This is a genomic window from Cypionkella sinensis (assembly GCF_042646385.1).
Classification (GTDB): Bacteria; Pseudomonadota; Alphaproteobacteria; order Rhodobacterales; family Rhodobacteraceae; genus Cypionkella; species Cypionkella sinensis.
On record NZ_JBHRTO010000001.1, the window covers coordinates 940,796 to 962,395 of the forward strand.

20 protein-coding genes and 2 pseudogenes are annotated in these 21,600 nt (G+C 60.3%); 6 read left to right on the top strand and 16 right to left on the bottom strand.

Translation table 11 applies throughout. From position 1 onward, the window contains the following. Positions 1 to 41: 41 nt before the first annotated feature. The gene (rsmA, locus tag ACFOGH_RS04680) at positions 42 to 884 is read left to right on the top strand and encodes a 16S rRNA (adenine(1518)-N(6)/adenine(1519)-N(6))-dimethyltransferase RsmA (protein WP_380071906.1); all 843 of its coding nucleotides are present in this window, start codon (positions 42 to 44) and stop codon (positions 882 to 884) included. Positions 885 to 1,749: 865 nt separating this feature from the next. Here rsmA and ACFOGH_RS04685 read toward each other — a convergent pair. The 11 genes and pseudogenes from ACFOGH_RS04685 to ACFOGH_RS04735 all read right to left on the bottom strand — a co-directional run. Continuing rightward, a pseudogene (locus tag ACFOGH_RS04685) lies at positions 1,750 to 2,005 on the bottom strand (DUF4167 domain-containing protein); the annotation flags it as partial. Between the two features lie 186 nt (positions 2,006 to 2,191). After that, complete coding sequence (gene prmC / locus ACFOGH_RS04690; protein ID WP_380071907.1) at positions 2,192 to 3,043, bottom strand: peptide chain release factor N(5)-glutamine methyltransferase; 852 nt, start codon at positions 3,041 to 3,043, stop codon at positions 2,192 to 2,194. Further along, positions 3,040 to 4,095 (bottom strand): peptide chain release factor 1, encoded by a 1,056-nt coding sequence (prfA, locus tag ACFOGH_RS04695; protein ID WP_380071908.1) that lies wholly within the window; start codon positions 4,093 to 4,095, stop codon positions 3,040 to 3,042. The genes prmC and prfA overlap by 4 nt, the downstream gene beginning before the upstream one ends. Positions 4,096 to 4,306: 211 nt before the next feature. Beyond that, a pseudogene (locus ACFOGH_RS04700) lies at positions 4,307 to 4,855 on the bottom strand (Hint domain-containing protein); the annotation flags it as partial. A gap of 317 nt (positions 4,856 to 5,172) precedes the next feature. Beyond that, positions 5,173 to 5,400, bottom strand: coding sequence for a hypothetical protein (locus ACFOGH_RS04705; RefSeq protein WP_380071909.1), 228 nt, complete (start codon positions 5,398 to 5,400; stop codon positions 5,173 to 5,175). A 397-nt stretch (positions 5,401 to 5,797) separates the two neighbouring features. Continuing rightward, positions 5,798 to 6,376: a CHAP domain-containing protein gene (locus ACFOGH_RS04710; protein ID WP_380071910.1), complete on the bottom strand. Its 579-nt coding sequence runs from the start codon at positions 6,374 to 6,376 to the stop codon at positions 5,798 to 5,800. Positions 6,377 to 6,570: 194 nt separating this feature from the next. Then, positions 6,571 to 7,014 (bottom strand): DUF1499 domain-containing protein, encoded by a 444-nt coding sequence (locus tag ACFOGH_RS04715; protein WP_380071911.1) that lies wholly within the window; start codon positions 7,012 to 7,014, stop codon positions 6,571 to 6,573. An 8-nt stretch (positions 7,015 to 7,022) separates the two neighbouring features. After that, positions 7,023 to 7,988 (bottom strand): agmatinase, encoded by a 966-nt coding sequence (gene speB, locus ACFOGH_RS04720; RefSeq protein WP_380071912.1) that lies wholly within the window; start codon positions 7,986 to 7,988, stop codon positions 7,023 to 7,025. A 352-nt stretch (positions 7,989 to 8,340) separates the two neighbouring features. Further along, positions 8,341 to 9,738: an aminotransferase gene (locus tag ACFOGH_RS04725; RefSeq protein WP_380071913.1), complete on the bottom strand. Its 1,398-nt coding sequence runs from the start codon at positions 9,736 to 9,738 to the stop codon at positions 8,341 to 8,343. 178 nt (positions 9,739 to 9,916) lie between these two features. Beyond that, positions 9,917 to 10,321 carry a DUF6636 domain-containing protein gene (locus ACFOGH_RS04730; protein WP_380071914.1) on the bottom strand — a complete coding sequence of 135 codons (405 nt, stop codon included), beginning with the start codon at positions 10,319 to 10,321 and terminating at the stop codon, positions 9,917 to 9,919. A 65-nt stretch (positions 10,322 to 10,386) separates the two neighbouring features. Further along, positions 10,387 to 11,550, bottom strand: coding sequence for a M20 aminoacylase family protein (locus tag ACFOGH_RS04735; protein ID WP_380071915.1), 1,164 nt, complete (start codon positions 11,548 to 11,550; stop codon positions 10,387 to 10,389). A gap of 57 nt (positions 11,551 to 11,607) precedes the next feature. Between ACFOGH_RS04735 and mazG the strand changes: the two genes are divergently transcribed. From mazG to ACFOGH_RS04760, 5 genes are all read left to right on the top strand, one after another. Then, entirely contained in the window at positions 11,608 to 12,444 is an 837-nt protein-coding gene (mazG, locus tag ACFOGH_RS04740; protein WP_380071916.1) for a nucleoside triphosphate pyrophosphohydrolase, read from the top strand. Positions 12,445 to 12,544: 100 nt separating this feature from the next. Continuing rightward, entirely contained in the window at positions 12,545 to 13,552 is a 1,008-nt protein-coding gene (locus tag ACFOGH_RS04745; RefSeq protein ID WP_380071917.1) for a Fe(3+) ABC transporter substrate-binding protein, read from the top strand. 145 nt (positions 13,553 to 13,697) lie between these two features. Next, a complete protein-coding gene (locus ACFOGH_RS04750; RefSeq protein WP_380071918.1) occupies positions 13,698 to 14,828 on the top strand; it encodes a Hint domain-containing protein in 1,131 nt (376 codons plus the stop codon). Positions 14,829 to 14,881: 53 nt separating this feature from the next. Beyond that, positions 14,882 to 15,820 (top strand): nucleoside hydrolase, encoded by a 939-nt coding sequence (locus tag ACFOGH_RS04755; protein ID WP_380071919.1) that lies wholly within the window; start codon positions 14,882 to 14,884, stop codon positions 15,818 to 15,820. Positions 15,821 to 15,976: 156 nt separating this feature from the next. Continuing rightward, positions 15,977 to 16,429 carry an NADAR family protein gene (locus ACFOGH_RS04760; RefSeq protein ID WP_380071920.1) on the top strand — a complete coding sequence of 151 codons (453 nt, stop codon included), beginning with the start codon at positions 15,977 to 15,979 and terminating at the stop codon, positions 16,427 to 16,429. 125 nt (positions 16,430 to 16,554) lie between these two features. On the opposite strand, the gene phoB is transcribed toward ACFOGH_RS04760, so the two are convergent. From phoB to pstC, 5 genes are read right to left on the bottom strand one after another with little or no spacing between them, the layout of a single operon-like run. Beyond that, positions 16,555 to 17,241, bottom strand: a complete 687-nt coding sequence (gene phoB, locus ACFOGH_RS04765; protein WP_380071921.1) for a phosphate regulon transcriptional regulator PhoB — start codon at positions 17,239 to 17,241, stop codon at positions 16,555 to 16,557. Beyond that, positions 17,241 to 17,945, bottom strand: coding sequence for a phosphate signaling complex protein PhoU (gene phoU, locus ACFOGH_RS04770; protein ID WP_380071922.1), 705 nt, complete (start codon positions 17,943 to 17,945; stop codon positions 17,241 to 17,243). Before phoU ends, phoB begins: the two co-directional genes overlap by 1 nt. Before the next feature lie 10 nt (positions 17,946 to 17,955). Further along, positions 17,956 to 18,750: a phosphate ABC transporter ATP-binding protein PstB gene (gene pstB / locus ACFOGH_RS04775; protein ID WP_380071923.1), complete on the bottom strand. Its 795-nt coding sequence runs from the start codon at positions 18,748 to 18,750 to the stop codon at positions 17,956 to 17,958. A gap of 10 nt (positions 18,751 to 18,760) precedes the next feature. After that, positions 18,761 to 20,116: a phosphate ABC transporter permease PstA gene (gene pstA / locus ACFOGH_RS04780; protein WP_380071924.1), complete on the bottom strand. Its 1,356-nt coding sequence runs from the start codon at positions 20,114 to 20,116 to the stop codon at positions 18,761 to 18,763. After that, on the bottom strand, positions 20,113 to 21,561 hold the full coding sequence (gene pstC / locus ACFOGH_RS04785; protein ID WP_380071925.1) for a phosphate ABC transporter permease subunit PstC: 1,449 nt from the start codon (positions 21,559 to 21,561) through the stop codon (positions 20,113 to 20,115). Before pstC ends, pstA begins: the two co-directional genes overlap by 4 nt. Positions 21,562 to 21,600: the final 39 nt, after the last annotated feature.

The following is a 21,600-nucleotide window of genomic DNA, read 5'->3' on the forward strand; positions in this document are numbered from 1 at the left end:
CTGCCCCGGACCCCGGGATATTTAAGCAGAGAGGATGACCAGTGGGCACGATTGACGGGTTGCCGCCTCTGCGTGAGGTGATCAAGGCGCATGATCTGGTGGCGAAAAAGCAGTTGGGGCAGAACTTTCTGCTCGATCTGAACCTGACCGCCAAGATCGCGCGGCTGGCGGGGGATTTGTCGGCTTGCGATGTGCTGGAGGTTGGCCCCGGCCCCGGCGGGCTGACGCGCGGACTTCTGGTAGAAGGCGCGCGGCGGGTGTTGGCGGTCGAGAAAGACCCGCGCTGCGTGCCCGCGCTGGCCGAGATCGGCGCGGCCTATCCGGGGCGGCTGGAGGTGATCAACGCCGATGCGATGGAGGTCGATGTGCTGGGGCATTTGCAGGCTCCGGTGCGGGTGGTGGCGAACCTGCCCTATAATGTCGGCACTGAACTGCTGATCCGCTGGCTGACACCAAAGGTCTGGCCGCCATTCTGGCAAAGCCTGACGCTGATGTTTCAGAAGGAAGTGGCCGAGCGGATCGTGGCCAAGCCGCGCTCGGATCATTATGGGCGGCTGGCGCTGCTGGTAGGCTGGCGCTGCGATGCGAAGATCGTGATGCATCTGCCGCCCGAGGCGTTCACGCCCGCGCCGAAGGTGCATTCGGCGGTGGTGCATCTGACCCGGCTGGCAGAGCCACGGTTTCCGGCGGATGAGGCGGTGCTGAACCGGATCACCACGATGGCTTTTGGGCAGCGGCGCAAGATGCTGCGCTCTAGCCTCAAAGGCATGGGGCCTGCGATCGAGGCGCAGCTAGAGGCGGCGGGGATTGCGCCGACCGCGCGGGCCGAGGAGATCGAGTTGGAACGGTTCTGCGCGCTGGCGCGGATTGTCGCAGCGGGCTGACATTCACCGGAAAGCAAAAAGCCCGCGTGCTGCGGGCTTTTGTTTGGCTTGTTTGGTCGAATTTACTCGGCGGCTTCGGTTTTACCCGCTGGGCCTGCATCCGAGCCCGCTTCACTGGCGGCATGCTTTTTCTGCCGGGGTGCGCGGGTGGGTTTCGGTGCGGGTTCCAGGCCCGGCAGAGCCTCGGCCACGGGTTTGGGCGCACGCGGGGCGCGCGGGGCCTTTGCGGGGGCTGGGGCCGCTGCGGGCGCGGCAGCGGCTTCGACCTGCGCCACGACGGCTGCGGGCGATTCAAAGCGGGGCATGATCGGCTGCGGCGTTTCGGCAGTGACGATTTGCGGTGCTGGTTCGGTGGCAGCGGGCTCGCGCGCCGGGGCATCTTCGCGGGCGCTGACAAAGCGCGGCGCGTCGTTGCGCGGACGCTCGCTGCGCGGCTGGTCATTGCGCTGTTGATCGTTTCGGGGCTGATCATTGCGGGGTTGGCGCTGATCGCGGTTCTTGTCGTCACGCGGGCGGTTTTCCTGACGGTTGCCGTCTTGGCGGTAGTTATCCTGACGGCGCGGCTGGTTGTTGTCGCGCTGTTGGTTGCCCTCACGCTGCTGATTGTCGCGGCGGTAATTGTCTGGGCGCGGTTGGGCGCGGTTTGCTTCGGGAAGATCGACGAGGGTATGTTCGTCTTCATCCACCACGTTGAAGCCGCTGGTGTAGGGCTGTTCGCCATCCTGCGCATCGCCGCGCTCGGGGCGGAAATCGCCACGCTCGGCGCGGTAATCTTGGCGATCGCGGTTGTTGTTTTGATGGTTCTGACCATTCTGGTTGTTTTGGCCATTCTGGCCGCCTTGAAACTGCTGACGGCTTTCCTGTTCGGCGGCCATCTCACGCGTGGCCTCGGCCAACATGCGGGTGTAATGCTCGGCGTGCTGGCTGAAGTTTTCAGCCGCCACACGGTCGTTCGAGCGCTGCGCGTCGCCCGCCAGCATCTGATACTTCTCGATGATCTGTTGCGGCGTGCCGCGCACCTTGCCTTCGGGACCAGAGCTGTCGAAGACGCGGTTGATGATATTGCCGAGGGTGCGCGGGCGGTTCGTCTTTGAACGCGAACGGGACTTGGAAGAGCGCATCTTGTCCTTTGATCCAGATGGTCCGGGTATATGCGCCTGATCCTTTCGGGGATCGTCTGCCCTTGGGGCAAGGTTGCAATGACCGGGTTTGCGCGGGTCAGTGCCGAATTGCACCGAATGTCGCGTGGCATTGAATAATCACAGGGGGGCGGTTCTGACAAGCAGATTCTTGTGAACCGGCGGGGCCTAGCCGCACATATCGCCGTCTTGCGGCTTTTCGCCGCAAACCACGCGGTCGCGGCCGTCGAAATCCTGCAAAGTGCGGATGTTGTGCAGGCCTTGGGCCGCGAGCATCGCCGAGACGGCTTGGGCCTGTGTCGGCCCGATTTCGAGCAGCAGCCGCCCGCCTGCCAGCAGCCGCGCCGGGGCTTGCGTGGCAATGCCGCGGTAGGCGTCCAAGCCGTCGCCGCCGGGGGTCAGCGCGGCGTGCGGCTCCCATTGCAGCACATCGGGCGAGAGATGCGGCATCTCGTCGGCGGCGATATAGGGCGGGTTTGAGGTGATCAGATCGAAGCGGCCGGGGATTGCCTTCAGCCAATCGGATTGCTGAAAGCGCGCGCGCGCGCCAAGGTTCAGGCGAATGGCGTTTTCTTGCGCGACAGCCAGTGCGGCGGGCGAAAGATCGCTGCCCAAGCCCCGCGCCATCGGCATATCGGCAAGGCACGAGAGCAGGATGCAGCCGGTGCCGGTGCCAAGATCGAGCATGTTGACGAAGGGGCGCGTCAGCGCCTCGGCCACCAGAATTTCGGTTTCGGGGCGCGGGTCGAGGGTGTCTTGCGTCACCTTGAAGCTGCGGCCCCAGAATTGGCGCTGACCGGTGATCTGCGCGACCGGCTGGCGATGGATTCGGGCAGTGATCGCGGCGTCAAACGCAGTTTCAGCAGCGGCGCTGAGGGCATCGGGCAGATGCAGGGTCAGGCGGTCTGCCGCAATGCCCATCGCATGGGCCAGCAGCAGGCGGGCGTCGCGCGGGGCGTTGTCGATGCTAGCAGCGATCAGACGCGGGATCGCCAGACGCAGGGCGTCTTGGGCGGTCATCCTTCCATCTCGGCCAGTTTGCTAGCTTGGTCATGCGCGACCAAGGCATCGACAATTTCGATCAGATCGCCCTGCATGATCTGCCCCAGCGAATAGAGCGTCAGGTTGATGCGGTGATCGGTCATCCTTCCTTGCGGGAAGTTATAGGTGCGGATGCGTTCAGAGCGATCCCCAGAGCCGACCTGAGATTTCCGTTCGGCGGCGCGGGCATCATCGACGCGGGCGCGTTCCAGATCGAACAGGCGGGCGCGCAGCACCTGCATGGCGATTTCCTTGTTGCGGTGCTGTGACTTCTGCGCCGAGACCACAATCATCCCCGTGGGGATATGGGTGATCCGCACCGCCGAGTCGGTGGTGTTGACGTGCTGACCGCCCGCACCAGAGGCGCGCATGGTATCAATGCGGATGTCAGAGGCCGGGATTTGCAGATCAACTTCTTCCGCCTCTGGCAGCACGGCGACAGTGGCGGCAGAGGTATGCACCCTGCCCTGCGCCTCGGTTTCCGGCACGCGCTGCACGCGATGCACCCCGGATTCGAACTTCAGCTTGGCGAACACGCCCTCGCCCGCGATATGCACCTGCACATCCTTGATACCGCCGAGCTCGCTGTCTTGCTGTTCGAGGATTTCAAACGTCCAACCCATTTTCTCGGCAAAACGCTGATACATCCGCAGAAGGTCTGCTGCGAACAAGGCCGCTTCATCGCCGCCAGTGCCGGGGCGAATTTCGAGGATGGCGGGCCGCGCGTCGGCTGCGTCTTTCGGCAGCAGCGCGATTTGCAGCCTCGATTCCATTTCCGGGATGCGGGCTTTGAGGGCGGGCAGTTCATCCTCGGCCAAAGCCTTCATCTCGGGATCGGCGAGCATCAGTTCAGCTTCGGCCAGATCATCCAGCGCCCGCCTATAGGCCACGATCTCATCCGCGACAGGCTTCAGATCAGAATATTCACGCGACAGCGTTGCGATCTCGGCAGGCGAAGCACCTGCGTTGAGCTTTGCTTCGAGAAACTCGAAACGCTGGGTGATCTGGGCGAGTTTTTCTAGCGGAACCATGGCAGCGGTTTGGCCAATCGCAGCGTCGCGGTCAAGGGGCCAGAGGGCTTGGCAGTTTGATCCCACCGTTTCCGGGTAAGAAGTTCTCCTTCAAGTGAAAGGACCCCGATGGGATGACTTGGTTAAAACAGCGCCACCACCACAAGGGCCATGGAGTTAGCAATGCAGCCATTGTAACCCGCACCACCTAACTTGTCGCAGCACACGTCATCTATTGTGCGTCGATGAGCAGCGGCTGGGAGCTGGCGCGTGCAGTTCTGATGAAGCTCACCATCTTGCGGCCCTTTGCGAACGGACGGACGGGCCTCGGCTGGAAGCCCCGCGCAGCAAGGTCGGGGAATATCTTCAGGATTTCGCCATGTTGTTCCGTGCTGATGGATTTGAGTGCTTCTGGGCCCGTGAACAAAGATTCAGACGGCGCGCCATTGGCGTAAACCACTTCATGCTGGTGCAGCAGAAAATGCCAATAAGTCACCGGCCCACACGTGTTGACAACCTCAATCCCACAAACCCCGACAAGTTGCTTGGCAGCAATCAGCGTCTCTCTTTCCCCGAAAATGCGTTCCGCTAATTGAGACGTAATCAGAACGCGATGCTGAGGCGAGATCAGGAGATCCTGTTCCGGTATGTTGTGCCCAAGTGCGCCGGCTGGGATACGGACCGGGCGCAATTCTGGATGACGGGCAAGCATAGCTGCGCTGACGCTGCGCGACGTAATCCAGACAATGGGTTGGTAGCCGCGATCTCGGGTAAGCAGCCGATCGCCGGCTTGCTAATCATCGACTTTCTTTAACCCGTTTTCGGTCTGCAGAATTGTTCCAGAGGTAAAGCATATTGGTGAAGGAACATGGATGGCAATGTTGTCAATGATTGCTCCGGCGCCTTGATTTGCACCGAGTTCGGTGAAGCGCAGTGTATAATTGCCAGATGCAGGGAATGTTACGTCGAAACTGTAAGGATCAAGCGTGTATGTGGACGGAAAGACGGATGTTGAAAAAACGGCGTTTCCATGAGAATCGAGGATTTCGACAGTAAAACCCTCGCCATTGCCGGGGCTAACCGTCCCCCAGTTGTTTCTTAAGGATGAAACAAAGGAAGCGGGTAGGTTCCAGCCTGATCAATCATGAAGCTCTGTTGCATGACCGTGACGGCGGCGGCGGTGCCATCCATTTCAGCGACATGGTTGGTTGGGGTTCCCCCCACGACATAAACGTCGTGGGTATAGTTGGTCTCTAGATCAGTTCCAGTCCAGCCAGTCGAGCCTTGGTCGAAATCACCATTTATGATCACATTCACTGTCGGCATTAAGTCCACCATTTGAAGGGCACAAGATTTTCTGACTCGCGAAATCTCCACAAATTTCGGCATTTTTATGGCAACAAGTTCATCGGGGGTGCCTTCGCACGCATGAGCATAGCGGACTGCTGATAACGCGATGGTCTCTCAGTAGGTGGGGCATCGGTTGCTTGTGGATGCCGGCGAAGGCCATCCGGCGCATGCCATTGAGTCAGTGCTTTTACCATGAGGGGGGGGTTAGCGGTGCGGCGTGAATTTCTGTCCGGGCGCGATCGCGTTCCGCCGCAGAAACGCTAGGCGCAAGATCGACTGGGGCCAGACCAAGCAATTGAAGCCACGCATTCAGGTAGGTTGGATCGTGACGCTGTCAGTCACGGAAGGCAATTACCTCGGGTGCAAACCGAAACTATTTTTTCGCCGGGGCTTTCCAGATGAAGCCGTCGATCTGGTAGGGGCGACCCAAAGTATCGCCGGCGCTGGCGACCTTGACCACCGACCAATCGTTTTGGGCAGAAACGTCAACCACCGTCATGCCCAACGAGATCTGGCTGGGCTTCCAGTTGGCGTGATCAATCAGAATTTCGCGGTCTGACACGACTTTCGACACCACGGCGACATGGCCCTTCGGCAGTTTGCGAGTCGAGGAGAACGCCATCACTGCCCCCACCACCGGATCATGACCACGCTCGAACTTGCCCTTGGCTTGTTTCCACCAGGTGCCAGCATTGCCCTTGATCTCAACACCGCTGGCGTCACGGGCGAAGGGCACACACCAGACCTTTTGGCCCTTGGCGCGTTTCGCCTTGGCGTTGCCGATAGCGGTGGCGACAAAGTTCGGGTTCAGGCCGGGTTCGATCAAATCGGGATGCGTCGACAGCATCGTCACTTGTGCATTGTTCGGCACGCAGGCGGCCGTCAGGGCCAGAGCGCTGCACAAAGCAGCCAAGCGTGGCAAAGCTGCCAGACGACGAAGAGTTACAGCCATGTGAATGTCCCAAGTCTTTTTGTTCTGATCGCGGTGCGGCATCTTGGTTGATCCAAGCTTTCGCTGCGTTGCGGCAGACATTCCCTGATCTGAGCAGAAGTTCAACAAACTGAAATATCTGTTGGCAAGATTCCGCCGCCCGATTCCGCAGCTTCGGCAGAATATAGGCAAATTTCAGGGAACCAGACCCATTTTCAGGTATTTAACTTGGTTATCCACGCCGCAAGTCGCGCGGCGTTGACGCCCCAATCACCCGCACCAAACCGTTGCCGGGCAAAAATCGTGATGCCTGTGGGGGTAGATTCGGCCGTGGTGTAGTCTGGGAAGCCCCAGAAGGCCGAGCGCGTGACCCAAGTGATCCGCCCGGTTTCCGCGCTGCCCGCGACGCGCTGGGTGCGCGGGCTGGCCAATGCAATGCCATCCAATTTGGCCAGCAGCGCCTGCGTCTGATCCGCGGCAACGTTCAGATCGACATAGGCACCATCATTCAGAACGGTGATTTTGTCGGGGCTGGGCGTGGTGATCTGCGCGGGGCGCGGCGTTAACGCAACGTTCCACTGTGTCGGATCGCTGGGTGCCAGCCGGATATAGGCCATGGCCCCCGCAGCGAGAATCAAAACAGCACTTGCGAGGACCATGGATTTTCTCATCTTTGTGTTTTCGCCCAGTGATAAAGGCAAATCAACTCATATCCGACATGGGCGCCTGCAATCGCCGTCGCCCCTGTGGTATCGTAGGGCGGCGAGACTTCGACGATATCGCCGCCAACCATGTTGATGCCCGCGAGGTCGCGCAGGATGGCAGCGGCCTGCCAGGAATGCAGCCCGCCCCAGACCGGAGTGCCGGTGCCGGGGGCCACCGAGGGGTCGAGCGCGTCGATGTCGAAGGTCACATAGGTTTGATGTTCCCCAACGATCTGCTTGATCTTGGCCACCGTAGCATCGGTGCCGTTTTCATGCACCCAACGCGCGTCAATCACGTTGAAGCCCAGATAATCCTCGGTCGTGGTGCGGATACCGATCTGCACCGAGCGTTTCGGGTCGACATAGCCTTGCTTGACCGCCTTATACATCATGGTGCCGTGGTCGATGCGGGTCAGATCGTCATCGGGCCAAAGATCGGAATGGGCGTCGAAATGGATCACTGACAGTGGCCCGAATTTCTCGGCATAGGCGCGCAGGATCGGCAAGGTGATGTAGTGATCGCCCCCCAAGGTGATCGTCCCCGCCCCTGCGGCCAGAATTTTGGCGATATGCGCGGTCAGGGTATCGGGGAAGTCAGAGGTCTTGGCATAGTCGAAGGCGACATCGCCGTAGTCGATGATGTTCATCTCTTCCAGCGGGTTGGTGGGCCAGCCATATGGCGGATCGTAGGGCTGAAGGCTGCTCGCCTCACGGATCGCGCGCGGGCCAAAGCGGGTGCCGGTGCGGTGCGTTACGGCTTGGTCAAACGCCACGCCGGTGATGGCAAGGTCGACCCCAGTCAGGTCTTTGGTGTAGGTGCGGCGCAGAAAGCTGGTCGCGCCTGAGAACGCATTCTCAAAGGCATAGCCGCGCTGCGTGGTGCGGGTGAAAGCGGTGTCGATCTCGGATTTGGCGTCTTCTAGGGCCATGATGGTCTCGCGATTTGTCGCGCTTGCGTCTTTTTCCCTTTGGGGGCCGGAGACGCGCTGATCCGGATGCTGCAAGGGACGGCAGTGGGGGCGGGTTGTCAAGATAGACCGGCGTCCATTTGGCAGTTTAGGCTGCGGACTCCGTATTCTCTGTCGGCCAAGCAAACTGATCTTGCCCGGAATCAAAGCGCTCTGGCGCCGCTGGGCAGCGCCCGTCCGCCCCCATCGGCCGGGCGCTATTATAGTGTCGCGCCTAGAAATTCTCAGGGATTTGTTGAGCCATAATGCGCCTGGAACTCCTGTGGCTCGCCCACCCGCCGGAAAGGCGGAGGCCTGTGTTGCGAAGGAAGACTTATCCCATTCGGTGGCCCTCGCGCACCAGATCGTCGGTCACACGGCGGATTGCGGCTTCGAGCGTATCGACGACGAAATCCACTTCGGCTTCGGTAATGATCAAGGGGGGCGACATCACGTTCAGATGGCCGATGGGCCGGACCAGCAAGCCGAGCGACTCCGCCATATCCGAGATGCGTTTGCTTTCGTTCACCTCGTCGGGCAGCAGCGCCTTGGTTGTCTTGTTGGCGACGTTCTCGACACAGAGCATCAGCCCCTGCCCGCGCACATTGCCGACCAGCGGCAGATTTTCCAGCGCCTTTAGCCGGGTGTTGAAATAAGCCCCCACACGGTCGGCATTGCCGAGCAAGCCCTCACGTTCCAGAATCTCGATGTTTTTCAACGCACAAGCGCAGGAGACCGGATGACCGGAATAGGTCAGGCCAGTGGTGAACCAGCGGTGGCCACCATCCGCCATCGCGGCCCAGATCCGGTCCGACAGGATCAGCGCGCCTAACGGCAGGTAGCCCGAGGTCAGCCCCTTGGCGCAGGTGATCATGTCGGGCTGCACGCCGAAGGCATCTTCGGCGGCAAACCAGTGGCCGACACGGCCAAAGGCGGTGACGACTTCGTCGGCGATAAACAGGATGTCGTGGCGCTTGCAGACCTCCCACATCCGGCGGAGATAGCCTTGCGGCGGCACGATGATCCCGCCAGAGGCTTGGATCGGCTCTGCAATGAAGCCGCCAATCTTATCTGCGCCGACGCGGGCGATCAGCGCCTCAAACTCCGCGATCAGATCATCGCAGAACTGCGCCTCGGTCATATGATCGGGGCGGCGGTAGGGGTTGGGGCAGGACAGATGGTGAATGCCTTCGGTCTTGTAGCGGAATTCCTCAATCCGGTCGCCGTTCCGCTTGCCGACCGATTGGGTCAGGTAAGTCGAGCCGTGGTAAGAGTTTTCCCGCGCAACGATGTCGGTTTTATCCGGGTTGCCGCGGGCGTGGTGATAATAACTGACCACCCGCACCGCCGTATCCACCGCTGTGGAACCGCCGGTGGTGAAATGCACGCGGTTCAGATCGCCCGGTGCCAGCTCGGCCAGTTTCGCAGCCAGACGCGCGGCGGGATCATTGGTCATGTCAACGAAATGGTTTGCGAAGGCGAGGCGCTCGGCCTGTTCGGCGATGGCATCTGCCATCTCGCGACGGCCCAAGCCGATGTTAGTGCACCACATGCCGCCGACGGCATCGAAATACTCGCGGCCCTGCTCGTCCCACAGCTTCGCGCCCTGCCCGCGCGCGATCACCAAGGAACCCGCCTTTTCAAACGGCCCGAAATTCGCCCAAGGATGCAGGACATGGGCGCGGTCCATCTCGAAGGCCGAGGTGTTGGGCAGGCTTGCGGGGGCGTTCATTTTGAATCTCCAGTCAATATGATTTGGCCAAGATAGCCAAAGCGCATAAAAACACCAGAAGATTTTTGATCAAAAGTCAGGCCGAATGGATTTGTGAAGCATCGGAAACCGCTGCCTCTCGCTTACGCGCGAAGGCGGTTTCCGATCTTTGTCGATTTTTCAGAAAATCCATCTGCCTCTAGAACAGGCTTTGCTTGGCTTTGGAGATCTTGAAACCATGCCCACCGAGGTTGGTGCATTCCATGCCGGATTTCTCAGATGTGCAGGTGAATGGCCCCAGAGTGATCGACTTGCCGTAGCCAAGTTCGACGGCGCCCGGATCAGCGACGGCATCAGAGACACAGGCGAGATAGCCCTTGCCCCCGGCATCGACGGCAAAGCTGCTGCCCCAATCGAATTCGCAATCCGCTGGGGCTTTGTGGTAGGTGGGCGTCAGTTCTGACATATCACAGCGGACTTGGGCATAGTCACCAGTGGACATACCGCACTGGATGTTGCCCGAGGGAGAGTGGAAGGCGATGTAATCATCCGCCAAGGCAGGCGCGGCCAGCAGGCAGAGGGCAAAGCAAAGGCGGATCATCATGGCTCCTGTTGAAACACTGCGCAGAATCTAGCGCAGCCACTGGGGGCTACGCTAGCCTGATGTGATCAGGCCAAGGGTTGCGCGCGCTCGACCAGGCGGGCGAAGAAGGATGCCCCAATTGGTGCGGCTTCGTCATTGAAGTCATAGGCCGCATGGTGCAGGCCAGCGCCCGGCCCGGTGCCCATGAACAGATAGGCGCCTTTGCGGGCTTCCAGCATGTAAGAGAAATCTTCCGACCCCATCTCGCGCACCGAATTGCCGTTCACCGCAGTGTCGCCAACGATTTCCTCGGCAACTTTCACCGCAAAGGCGGCTTGATCGGCGTGGTTGATCGTCGCGGGATAGCCCCAGTCGTAATCAATCCGCGCCTGCACGCCATAGGCAGCGGCATGGCCTTCGACGATTTCGTAGAACCGCTTTTTCAACAGCGCGCGCACTTCGGGTTTGAAGCAGCGGATGGTGGCGGCGAACATCGCTTCTTCCGGGATGATGTTGCTGGCGGTGCCGGAATTCACCATTGTCACAGACAAAACCGCCTCGTCCAAAGCATAGACATTGCGCGGAATGATGGTCTGGATCGCCGAGATCATGCCGACCAATGCCACGATCGGATCAACGGTTTCATGCGGCGTCGCGCCATGGCCGCCCTTGCCGGTCAGATAGACATAAGCCGTATCCACGCTGGCCATCAGCGCCCCCGGCGTGGTCAGAAAATGGCCGAAGGGCACGTTCGGCGCGTTGTGGATGCCGTAGACCTGATCCACCGCGAAACGATCCATCATGCCTTCGTTCACCATCTCACGCCCACCCGCACCGTCTTCCTCGGCGGGTTGGAAGATCAGCGCGACGCGACCTTTGAACCGCCGGGTCTCGGCCAGATATTTGGCAGCCCCCAGCAGCATGGTGACATGGCCATCGTGGCCACAGGCGTGCATCTTGCCGGGGATGGTCGAGGCGTATGCCGCCCCGGTGATTTCCTGAATCGGCAGCGCATCCATATCGGCGCGCAGGCCGATGGTCGGCCCATCCCCCTGCCCGTTGATGATCGCCACGATGCCGGTCTTGGCGATGCCGGGGTGAATTTCATCGACGCCGATTTCACGCAGACGCTCGACAATATAAGCGGCGGTGTTGTGGCAATCGAAGGAAAGCTCGGGGTTGGCGTGCAAATGGTGCCGCCAGCCCTTCATTTCCTCGGCATAAGCGGCGATACGGTTGAGGACGGGCATTGCGGACTCCTGATTTGCTTTGGCCTTTGATCAAATCTTATCTGGAAGGGATCGGCAATGCCCCTGCCCCATTCTGACGCGCGTTCAGATCAACTTGTGCGTGACCCCGCCGGTGGGATCGAGCGCTTGCTGGAGATCATGCGGCGTCTGCGCGACCCGCAGACGGGTTGCCCGTGGGACATTGCGCAGGATTTTGCCAGCATCACGCCCTACACGATTGAGGAAGCGCATGAGGTTGCCGACGCGATCGAACGGCAGGCATGGGGCGAATTGCCGGGTGAGCTGGGCGATCTTTTGTTGCAGGTGGTGTTTCATGCCCAGATGGCGACGGATGCGGGCATGTTCGGCTTTCAGGATGTGGTGCAGGCGATTTCCGACAAGATGCTGGCGCGGCATCCGCATGTGTTTGGCGATGAAAGCCGCGACAAAACGCCCGAACAGCAGACGGTGGATTGGGAAAAGATCAAGGCCGCCGAGCGTGGCGGCCAACAGGCCCGCGTGCTGGATGGCGTGGCACTGGGCCTGCCCGGTCTGACGCGTGCGGTCAAACTACAAAAGCGGGCGGCAAGGGTGGGGTTCGACTGGCCCTCGACCGATGAAGTGGTGGCGAAAATCGCCGAGGAAGCCGCCGAACTGGTCGAGGCGCGCGATCAGTTGACACAAACCGAAGTCACTGAAGAATTTGGCGATTTGCTGTTCGTGATGGCCAATCTCGCCCGCCATCTCGACGTCGATCCCGAAGCCGCCCTGCGCGCGGCCAATGCCAAATTCAGCCGCCGCTTTGGCCGAATCGAAAATTGGCTTGCCGAAGCTGGCCGCACCCCCGCAGATAGCGATCTGGCCGAGATGGATGCGTTGTGGAACCGCGCCAAGGCCGAGGAAAAGTCCCGCTAGTCATCGGCACTAGAGCCTGCCAAGTTTTTTACTCAGGTATTGACGCCTCGGGCCGCATCGGCTTTAAGCTGCGCCATATACCTGACAAAAGGACTCAACCATGAAACTGCGTTTCGGCCTTTTTGCTCTGGCTCTGGCCAGCACCGCGCTTCCGGCCTTGGCCGAGGAGGTGAACATCTACTCGCACCGCCAGCCCGAACTGATCCAGCCGCTGATCGACGCCTTCAGCAAAGAAACCGGCATCACAGTGAACATCGCTTTTGTTGACAAGGGCATGGCCGAGCGTCTGGTGGCTGAGGGTGATCGCTCGCCCGCCGACCTCATCCTGACGGTAGATATCGCGCGGCTGATGGAAGTGGTGAACGCAGGTGTCACGCAGCCTGTGGACTCGGCGGTGCTAGAGAAAAACATCCCTGCCGAGTTCCGCGATCCGGGCAAGCAGTGGTTCGGCCTGACGGCACGCTCGCGCATTGTTTATGCCGCGAAAGACCGGGTGAAGGATGGCGAAATCACCACCTATGAAGATCTGGCCAACCCGAAGTGGAAGGGCCGGCTGTGCATGCGCTCTGGCACCAATGATTACAACGTGGCGCTGACCGGGGCGATGCTGGCGCATCATGATGCAGCCTTTACAAAGACCTGGCTGGAAGGTCTGAAAGCCAACCTCGCGCGCAAACCCAACGGCGGCGACCGCGATCAGGTCAAGGCGATCTGGGCGAATGAATGCGATATCGGCATCGGCAACACCTATTATCTGGGGCAGATGCTGGCTGACCCAGAGCAGAAAGACTGGGCCGATTCCGTGCGCATCGTGTTTCCGGTGTTTGAAGGCGGCGGCACCCATATGAACATCTCCGGCGTGGCGATGACCAAATCGGCACCGAACCATGATGCGGCGTTGAAGCTGATGGAATGGCTTTCGTCGGATGAGGCGCAGAAAATCTACGCTGAAACCAACTACGAGTTCCCGGTGGAACCCGGTGTGGAACGCTCGGCTCTGGTGAAAAGCTGGGGTGAGTTCACGCCCGATAGCCTGCCTTTGGCCGAAGTCGCCGCCAAGCGCCCTGAAGCGCTGAGGCTGATCGAAGAAGTCGACTTCGACAACTGATCCGCTGATCTGAAAACTGGTTTGCGAGAGTCGCCGCGACTTTCGCAAACTTTTAACATTTTGCCGCCAGATTCTCCGCCTAAGTTTCAGGTCCGTGACTTGATTAGATAAGGTCGAACGCAGGTTCGGCTGGGTGGAGTGTGTGATGCCGTTCTATAACTTCAGCGTAATTTCGAACGACGACATTGGCTTGGATCAGTATTCCTTCTCAGAAGGCACGTTCACGGTCGGTGGCGCCACGCGCAACATGTCGGTGGCCGATGATGATGGCATCTTTGATGACGAAAGCAGCGAAGACGGCCAAATACACCCCGAATACCAGACCAACTTTGAGACGCTCGACACAAGCGGGCAACTTCTGACCCAAGATATCGATGGTTTGGGCGCATCCGGCCATGTGGTGCAGTCCGTCTACAAGTTCACCATTTACAACGCCACAACTGGGCAAACCGGCACCGCATACATGCTGCGCATCTATAACAGCACCGATCCGTCAAACTTTTCGCAGGATTGGGGCGGCGGGCAGTTGGGGCCATATTATTACGCGTTTGACATTCCGGTTACCCAGGGTGACAGCATTACCCTGACAAATGGCGACTGGCGCGGTCAGGCCGAATACAGCACATTGGTCAACGGCGTGCCTTGCTTTGTTGCAGGCACGCTGATCGCCACGCCGGATGGTGATAAGACGGTTGAGACTTTGGCGGTGGGTGATCTGGTCTGCACCCAAGACGCAGGCGCGCAGCCGGTGGCATGGCACGGAACCCGGCATTTGGATGCGAAGGCACTGGCGCTGCATCCGGCCCTGCGTCCAGTGCGGATTGCCGCAGGCGCCTTGGGCGCCGGGGTGCCGCGGCGCGATCTGATCGTCTCACCCCAACACCGCATTCTGGTGGCATCTGATACCACACACCGCGTCAGCGGAACCCGCGAAGTGCTGGTTGCAGCCAAGCATCTGGTTGGCCTGCCGGGCATCTGCGTCGACCTGCAGGCGAATGACGTGACTTATGTGCATTTCCTATGCCCGCAACATCAGGTGGTGTTCGCCCAGGGCGCAGCGACTGAATCAATGCTGCCTGGAGCGCAGGCACTGCGCAGCTTGACCCCAGAGGCGAGGGCCGAAGTTTTGGCGCTGTTCCCCGAGTTGGCTTTTGTCGGGGACCCGGTTGCATCTGGCCCAGTGCCAGCACGGCCTTGTCTGGATGGGCGGCGCAGCCGCAATTTGGCAATCCGCCATTATCGCAGCGGAAAGTCTCTGGTGCAAAGGGCTGGATAGGCTGGACTTCCCCGCCGCCATCGGCTTTTCTGCATAAAAAACAGGAGGCCGGCATGGCGCGCAAAATCATCATCGACACCGACCCCGGCCAGGACGACGCCTTTGCCATCATGCTGGCTTTGGGCAGCCCCGAGGAGATTGACCTGCTCGGCATCGTCGCGGTTGCGGGCAATGTGCCGCTGGCTTTGACACAGAAAAACAGCCGGATGATCTGCGAATTGGCGGGGCGTTCGGATGTGAAGGTCTTTGCAGGTTGCGATCGGCCGTTGAATCGCAAGCTGGTGACGGCAGAGCATGTCCATGGAAAGACCGGGCTGGATGGCCCTGTGCTGCCGGATCCGGTGATGCCGCTGCAAGATCAGCATGGCGTCGATTTCATCATCGAAACCCTGCGGGCAGAGCCTGCGGGCAGCGTTACTTTGTGCCCGCTCGGCCCCCTGACCAATATTGCGCAGGCGTTCTTGCAAGCCCCGGATGTGGTGGGGCGGGTGCAGGAAATCGTGCTGATGGGTGGCGGCTATTTCGAGGGCGGCAACATCACTCCGGCGGCCGAGTTCAATATCTATGTTGACCCCGAAGCAGCAAATATCGTGTTCAAATCCGGCGTGCCTTTGGTGGTGATGCCGCTGGATGTGACACATAAGGTGCTGACCACCAAGCCACGGGTGCAGGCGCTTCGGGATATGGGCACCGAGGTGGGTCGGGTGGCGGCGGAATGGGCGGATTTCTTTGAGCGGTTCGATGTGGCGAAATATGGCAGCGAAGGCGGGCCGCTGCATGATCCGACCGTGGTGGCCTATCTGATCCGGCCCACATTGTTTTCGGGGCGGCATATCAATGTCGAGATTGAAACCCAGTCTGAGCTGACACTGGGCATGACCGTCGCGGATTGGTGGGGGGTGACAGACCGGGCGAAGAACGCGCTGTTTATCGGCGATGTGGACGCGCAGGGGTTCTTTGATTTACTGACCGAAAGGCTGGCCCGGTTGTGATTTCAGATGGTCCCGAGTTGGGACCGTTTTTGGGTTGAGCGAAATCAACAGGTTACGGGGTGTCGGTAAGGGATTGTTAAGGTTTGCGGTGTTTTGCGACCCGCGAAATTCTATGTCCAGCAGGTATCTGAGCCGGGGCTGACAGAAAGTTTTGCAATGTCTCCTGATGACACAGTCTACTTCTACGCACAGACCGACCCGTATTCCGAGTTCTCTAACTTCGCCCCCTATGGTGTCGCGCTGGACGGGGTTTGGTGGCCAACCACCGAGCATTTGTTTCAAGCGCAAAAATTCGCGGATGCCGATTACCGAGAGAAAATCCGGCGCGAGCTGCGCCCGAAAGCGGCAAAAGAGCTGGGAATGACAAGGGCCTATCCGCTGCGAGCGGATTGGGAAGAGATCAAGGACGCCGTGATGCTGCGGGCGGTTTTGGCAAAGTTCAAGACCCATGCCAAGCTGGCCGCACTGCTGTTGTCGACGGGTGATCGGATGATTGTCGAGAACGCGCCTTGGGACGGCTATTGGGGCTGCGGGCCAGATGGCGCTGGGTTGAACCGGCTGGGGCAGATTCTGATGTCGGTGAGAGATCAGTTAAGGCAAGAGGCTTAAGCGCGAGGTTTTGCGGCTCCCGAATAGCCCACCCGCCCGGAGTCAAGGCGCTGTAGCGCCGCCCTATGTTCTTAGCGTCTCAACCAAGGTTAGGTGCGTGCAAGCACGCACCCTACCCCAAAAGTTTACCCCAGCGCATATCCCGCGCCGCGCACTGTGCGCAGGGGGTCGTCGCCGCCGAAGGTGCAGAGCGATTTGCGCAGACGACCGATGTGGACATCGACGGTGCGGGTGTCGACGTAGATGTCGCGGCCCCAGACGCGGTCCAGAAGCGACTCGCGGGAGAACACCCTGCCCGGCTTTTCCATGAACGTGGCCAGCAGGCGAAACTCGGTGGGGCCCAGTTTCAGCACCTTGTCGCCGCGATAGACGCGGTGGGTTTCTGTATCAAGGCGGATATCGCCCCATTCCAACAGCAGGCCAGCGGTGGCGGGGCGCACGCGGCGCAGTTGCGCGCGCAGGCGGGCCATCAACTCGACCACGGAATAAGGTTTGATCACGTAATCATCGGCCCCAGTTTCCAGCCCGCGCACCTTATCAACTTCCTCGGATCGTGCCGACAGCATGATCACCGGAATCCCCCGCGTTTCGGGGCGGGCTTTCAGGCGGCGGCAAACCTCGATGCCAGAAACATGCGGCATCATCCAATCGAGCAGGATCAGATCGGGGGCTTCCTCGGCGATCAGCGCCAATGCGTCTTCGCCATTGTCGGCGGTGCGCACCTCGAAGCCTTCGGCCTCGAGGTTATAGGACAGGACGGCGCGCTGTGCGGGCTCGTCCTCGACCAGCAACACCGAAGGACGCGGTGCCATCAGGCATCCCCCCCAGCGAGTTCGGCTTTCGGGCGGGCCTCATCCGGCAAGGCGCCGGTGGTGAGGTAGATCACCTGCTCGGCGATGGTGGTGGCATGGTCGCCGACACGTTCGATGTTCTTGGCGATGAAATGCAGGTGCATACAGGCCGAGATATTGCGGGTGTCTTCCATCATATGCGTCAAGAATTCACGGAACAGCGCGTTATACATCTGATCCACTTCCTCGTCGCGCAGGCGCACTTCGGCGGCAAGGCCAGCGTCGCGGGCGACAAAGGCATCGAGCGCGTCTTTCAAAAGCAAGCCGACCTGCCGCGCCATGCGACGGATCGAACCGGCGGCACCGGGGATTGGCGTCATCGCGTTCAGCACCAGCGCGCGTTTGGCGAGGTTCTTGGCATAGTCGCCGCAACGCTCGAGGCTGGAGGCGATTTTCATCACCGTCAGCACGGTGCGCAGATCGGTGGCAATCGGCGCGCGCAGGGCGATCAGGCGCGCGCATTCGGTGTTGATCATTTCTTCCAACTGATCAATCGCGGTGTCGTTGTTGCGTACCTGATTGGCGAGGCTTTCATCCTGCGTGTCGAGCGCCTTGGCGGCATCCGACAGGGCGGCTTCGACAAGCCCGCCCATTTTCATGATCATGGCTTGCACCGCTTCAAGATCACGGTCGAAAACGGTGGCGATATGGCGATCATTCAACATGTTTTGCTCCTTAGCCAATCCGGCCAGAGATGTAGGATTCTGTGCGCGGATCTTTCGGATTGGTGAAGATCTGCCCGGTTTCACCAAATTCCACCAGATTGCCGAGGTGGAAGAAAGCGGTGCGCTGCGATACACGCGCGGCTTGCTGCATCGAGTGGGTGACGATCACCACCGAGAATTGGCTGCGCAGTTCGTCGATCAGTTCCTCGACCTGTGCAGTCGCAATCGGGTCAAGTGCCGAGCAGGGTTCGTCCATCAGCAGCACCTCGGGCGAGGTGGCGATGGCGCGGGCGATGCACAGACGTTGCTGTTGGCCGCCCGAGAGGCCGGTGCCGGGGGCGTTCAGGCGGTCTTTCACCTCGTTCCAAAGTGCTGCCTTGCGCAGGCAGGTCTCCACGATGGCGTCAAGTTCGGCCTTGTTGCGGGTCAGACCATGGATTTTCGGGCCGTAGGCGACATTGTCGTAGATCGACTTCGGGAACGGGTTCGGTTTCTGAAACACCATGCCGATACGGGCGCGCAGTTGCACCGGGTCGACGCGGGGGTCGTAGATCGACTCGCCTTCCAGCGTGATCGAACCTTCGACGCGACAGGACGGGATGGTGTCGTTCATCCGGTTCAGGCAGCGCAGGAAGGTTGATTTGCCGCAGCCCGACGGGCCGATGAAGGCGGTGACGGTCTTGTCGAGAATATCGACATCGACATCTTTGATGGCATGGTTGGTGCCATAATAGACTTGGGCTTTGCGGGCCTCGATCTTGACGGTCTGGGTTTCCACGCGGGTCTCCAATCTTTGGTCTTTCATTGTAGCCCCCTTACCAGCGGCGTTCGAATTTACGGCGGAAGTAGATGGCGATGGCGTTCATGGCGATCAGGAACACCAGCAGCACGATGATGGCACCAGAAGCGCGTTCGACAAAGCCGGGGTCGCCGCGTTGGGTCCAGTTGTAGATCTGCACCGGCAGGGCCGAAGCCGGGTCGAACAAGCCTTCGGGCGGGATGCCGGGGAAGTCGCGGACGAAGGCGACCATGCCGATCAGCAAAAGCGGTGCGGTTTCACCCAAGGCTTGTGCGAGACCGATGATGGTGCCCGTGAGGATACCGGGCATTGCCAGGGGCAGGACGTGGTGGGTGATCGTTTGCAAACGGCTTGCACCAATGCCGAGGGCTGCGTCGCGGATCGACGGTGGCACAGCTTTCAGGGCCGCGCGGGTCGGGATGATGATGCGCGGCAGCGTCATCAGCGTCAGCACAAGGCCGCCGACGATGGGCGCGGATTGCGGCAGACCTGCGAAGTTGATGAAGATCGACAGGCCAAGGATGCCGTAGACGATGGAGGGCACGGCGGCGAGGTTGGCGATGTTCACCTCGATTAGATCGGTGAATTTGTTCTTTGGCGCGAATTCTTCAAGATAGACCGAGGTTGCCACGCCGATCGGCAGGGCCAGCACCAGCACCACGAACATCATGTAGATCGAGCCGACGATGGCCACGCCCAGACCTGCGGCCTCGGGACGTTTGTCCGACGCATCGGGCATCGTCAGAAAGCCCGGGTTGGTCTGCATCGAGATCACGCCTGCAGTTTTCAACTGATCAGCAAGGGCCAGTTGTTCGGGCGAGGTGTTCTTGTCAAGCGCAGCCGACGCCATCGTCACTCGGCCCTTGTAGTAGCCGTCGATACGGCCCGAAGCGAGGACGTTGACGGTTATGGTGCTGCCGATCAGCGCGGGGTTGGCCAGAACCTGATTGCGCAGGGTGGCTGCAGATTCCTCGGAAATCATCTTGGCCAGGTCTTTGGCTTTGACCTCTCCCAAGGACAGGCCTTTGGCGGCAATCTCGGCCTCCAGCGATTTGGCCAGCAGTTTGCCATAGGCGACGGTGGTGGCTTTCGCCAGATCAGCCGGATCACGCTTGCCGCCTTTGTCCAGCACAGCCGCGTCCAGGGTGACTGGCATGGTGATGAAGGTTTGCTTGAACGCCGGCAGGCCATTGCCGAAGATAGAGACCAAGAGCCAGACCAGCGCCAGCAGGGCTACGATAATGGCGGTCAGGCCATAGGCGCGGAAGCGTTTCTCGGTGGCATTGCGTGCCTTGGTGCGCTTGTCTTGCACCAGCAAAGAGGCGCGGGTGTCATGGGCCGCGCGCGGGTTCAGGGGCGCTGAAGCGGTCATTCGTATTGCTCCCGGTATTTACGCACAATCATCAGGGCGATGATGTTCAGACCCAGCGTCAGGCAGAACAATGTCAGGCCCAGAGCGAAGGCGACCAAGGTTTCAGGGCTGGCGAATTCGGTATCGCCGGTCAATTGGCTGACGATTTTCACTGTCACCGTCGTCATGGCTTCGAACGGGTCGAGCGACAGTTTGGCGGCGGCCCCTGCCCCCATCACCACGATCATGGTTTCCCCAATCGCGCGAGAGGCTGCCAGCAGCACGGCACCGACGATGCCGGGAAGCGCTGCGGGGATCACCACTTGCTTGATGGTTTCCGAAGGTGTTGCGCCAAGGCCGAGCGAGCCATCGCGCAGCGATTGCGGCACGGCGTTGATGATGTCGTCGGACAGGGATGACACGAACGGGATCACCATGATGCCCATCACCAGACCAGCCGTCATCACCGAGGAGGACGAATTGCCAAGGCCAAAGGGCTGGGCAAAGTAATCGCGCAGCAAGGGGCCAACCGTGACCAGCGCGAACAGGCCATAAACGATGGTCGGGATACCGGCGAGGATCTCAATCGCGGGCTTGACCCAAGCGCGGGTGGATTTGTTGGCATATTCGGCCAGATAGATTGCAGACATCAGACCAATCGGCACCGCCACCACGAGGGCGATCAGCGAGACATAAAGCGTGCCCCACAGCAGCGGAAGGATACCCAGCGAGGAGCCACCGCCGAATTGCGGCTTCCACACGGTTGAGAAGAAGAACTCGGAGGCCGGATAGAGCCGGAAGAAGTGGATCGATTCAAACAGCAGCGAGGCAACGATGCCGACGGTTGTCAGCACAGCGACCAGCGAGGACGCCATCAGCAGCCACATCGAAAAACGCTCGGTGGCGTTACGGGCGCGGTATTCGGGGGTGATACGCGACAGACCAAAGGCCAGACCGCCAAGTGCCAGCAGCAATGCCGCACCGGTCATTGCCAGACGAGACGTCGCGCCCGCATCACGCAACGCCGCAGAAGCGGCAAGGGTAGAAGGCGTCGGTTCGGTTTCAAGCACCACACCGGCATCGTTCAGCGCGGTTTTCAAAGCCGACGGGCTGGCGAGCAAAGGTGTTACATCATCGCCGCGCGCAGCCAGCATATTCAGTCCGTTGGCGACACGGCGGACATCCGCCATCACCAGATCGGCGGATTTGCCCGCCGGAAGCTCGGCCGGGTTGATCAGGCTCAGCGCCTTGGTTTCCAGAAACAGCGGCTGCGCCAAAAGCCATGCGGCGATCAGGAAGAACGCGGGCACGGCGGTCAGCAAAGCGGTAATGCGGCCATAGAACGGCGGCAGCGAATGCAGTTTGCGAATGTCGCCTTCAACTTGGCCGACAGCCTTGCGGCGGCCCAGCACGTAGCCAAACACGGCAAGCGCGAGAATGATCAGAGATAGAAGGCCGAGGCTCATGGGGATCCTGCCAATGAGAGGAACGGGCGTGGTCAAGAC

Coding starts and splice junctions, on each gene's coding strand:
- mazG (WP_380071916.1), top strand. CDS start 11,608: ATGCCCCTGCCCCATTCTGACGCGCGTTCAGATCAACTTGTGCGTGAC.
- pstA (WP_380071924.1), bottom strand. CDS start 20,116: ATGACCGCTTCAGCGCCCCTGAACCCGCGCGCGGCCCATGACACCCGC.
- prmC (WP_380071907.1), bottom strand. CDS start 3,043: ATGACCGCCCAAGACGCCCTGCGTCTGGCGATCCCGCGTCTGATCGCT.
- phoU (WP_380071922.1), bottom strand. CDS start 17,945: ATGTTGAATGATCGCCATATCGCCACCGTTTTCGACCGTGATCTTGAA.
- speB (WP_380071912.1), bottom strand. CDS start 7,988: ATGGCCCTAGAAGACGCCAAATCCGAGATCGACACCGCTTTCACCCGC.
- ACFOGH_RS04735 (WP_380071915.1), bottom strand. CDS start 11,550: ATGCCCGTCCTCAACCGTATCGCCGCTTATGCCGAGGAAATGAAGGGC.
- ACFOGH_RS04745 (WP_380071917.1), top strand. CDS start 12,545: ATGAAACTGCGTTTCGGCCTTTTTGCTCTGGCTCTGGCCAGCACCGCG.
- ACFOGH_RS04755 (WP_380071919.1), top strand. CDS start 14,882: ATGGCGCGCAAAATCATCATCGACACCGACCCCGGCCAGGACGACGCC.
- ACFOGH_RS04760 (WP_380071920.1), top strand. CDS start 15,977: ATGTCTCCTGATGACACAGTCTACTTCTACGCACAGACCGACCCGTAT.
- ACFOGH_RS04750 (WP_380071918.1), top strand. CDS start 13,698: ATGCCGTTCTATAACTTCAGCGTAATTTCGAACGACGACATTGGCTTG.
- ACFOGH_RS04725 (WP_380071913.1), bottom strand. CDS start 9,738: ATGAACGCCCCCGCAAGCCTGCCCAACACCTCGGCCTTCGAGATGGAC.
- prfA (WP_380071908.1), bottom strand. CDS start 4,095: ATGGTTCCGCTAGAAAAACTCGCCCAGATCACCCAGCGTTTCGAGTTT.
- ACFOGH_RS04710 (WP_380071910.1), bottom strand. CDS start 6,376: ATGGCTGTAACTCTTCGTCGTCTGGCAGCTTTGCCACGCTTGGCTGCT.
- ACFOGH_RS04715 (WP_380071911.1), bottom strand. CDS start 7,014: ATGGTCCTCGCAAGTGCTGTTTTGATTCTCGCTGCGGGGGCCATGGCC.
- pstB (WP_380071923.1), bottom strand. CDS start 18,750: ATGAAAGACCAAAGATTGGAGACCCGCGTGGAAACCCAGACCGTCAAG.
- phoB (WP_380071921.1), bottom strand. CDS start 17,241: ATGGCACCGCGTCCTTCGGTGTTGCTGGTCGAGGACGAGCCCGCACAG.
- pstC (WP_380071925.1), bottom strand. CDS start 21,561: ATGAGCCTCGGCCTTCTATCTCTGATCATTCTCGCGCTTGCCGTGTTT.
- ACFOGH_RS04705 (WP_380071909.1), bottom strand. CDS start 5,400: ATGCCGACAGTGAATGTGATCATAAATGGTGATTTCGACCAAGGCTCG.
- ACFOGH_RS04730 (WP_380071914.1), bottom strand. CDS start 10,321: ATGATGATCCGCCTTTGCTTTGCCCTCTGCCTGCTGGCCGCGCCTGCC.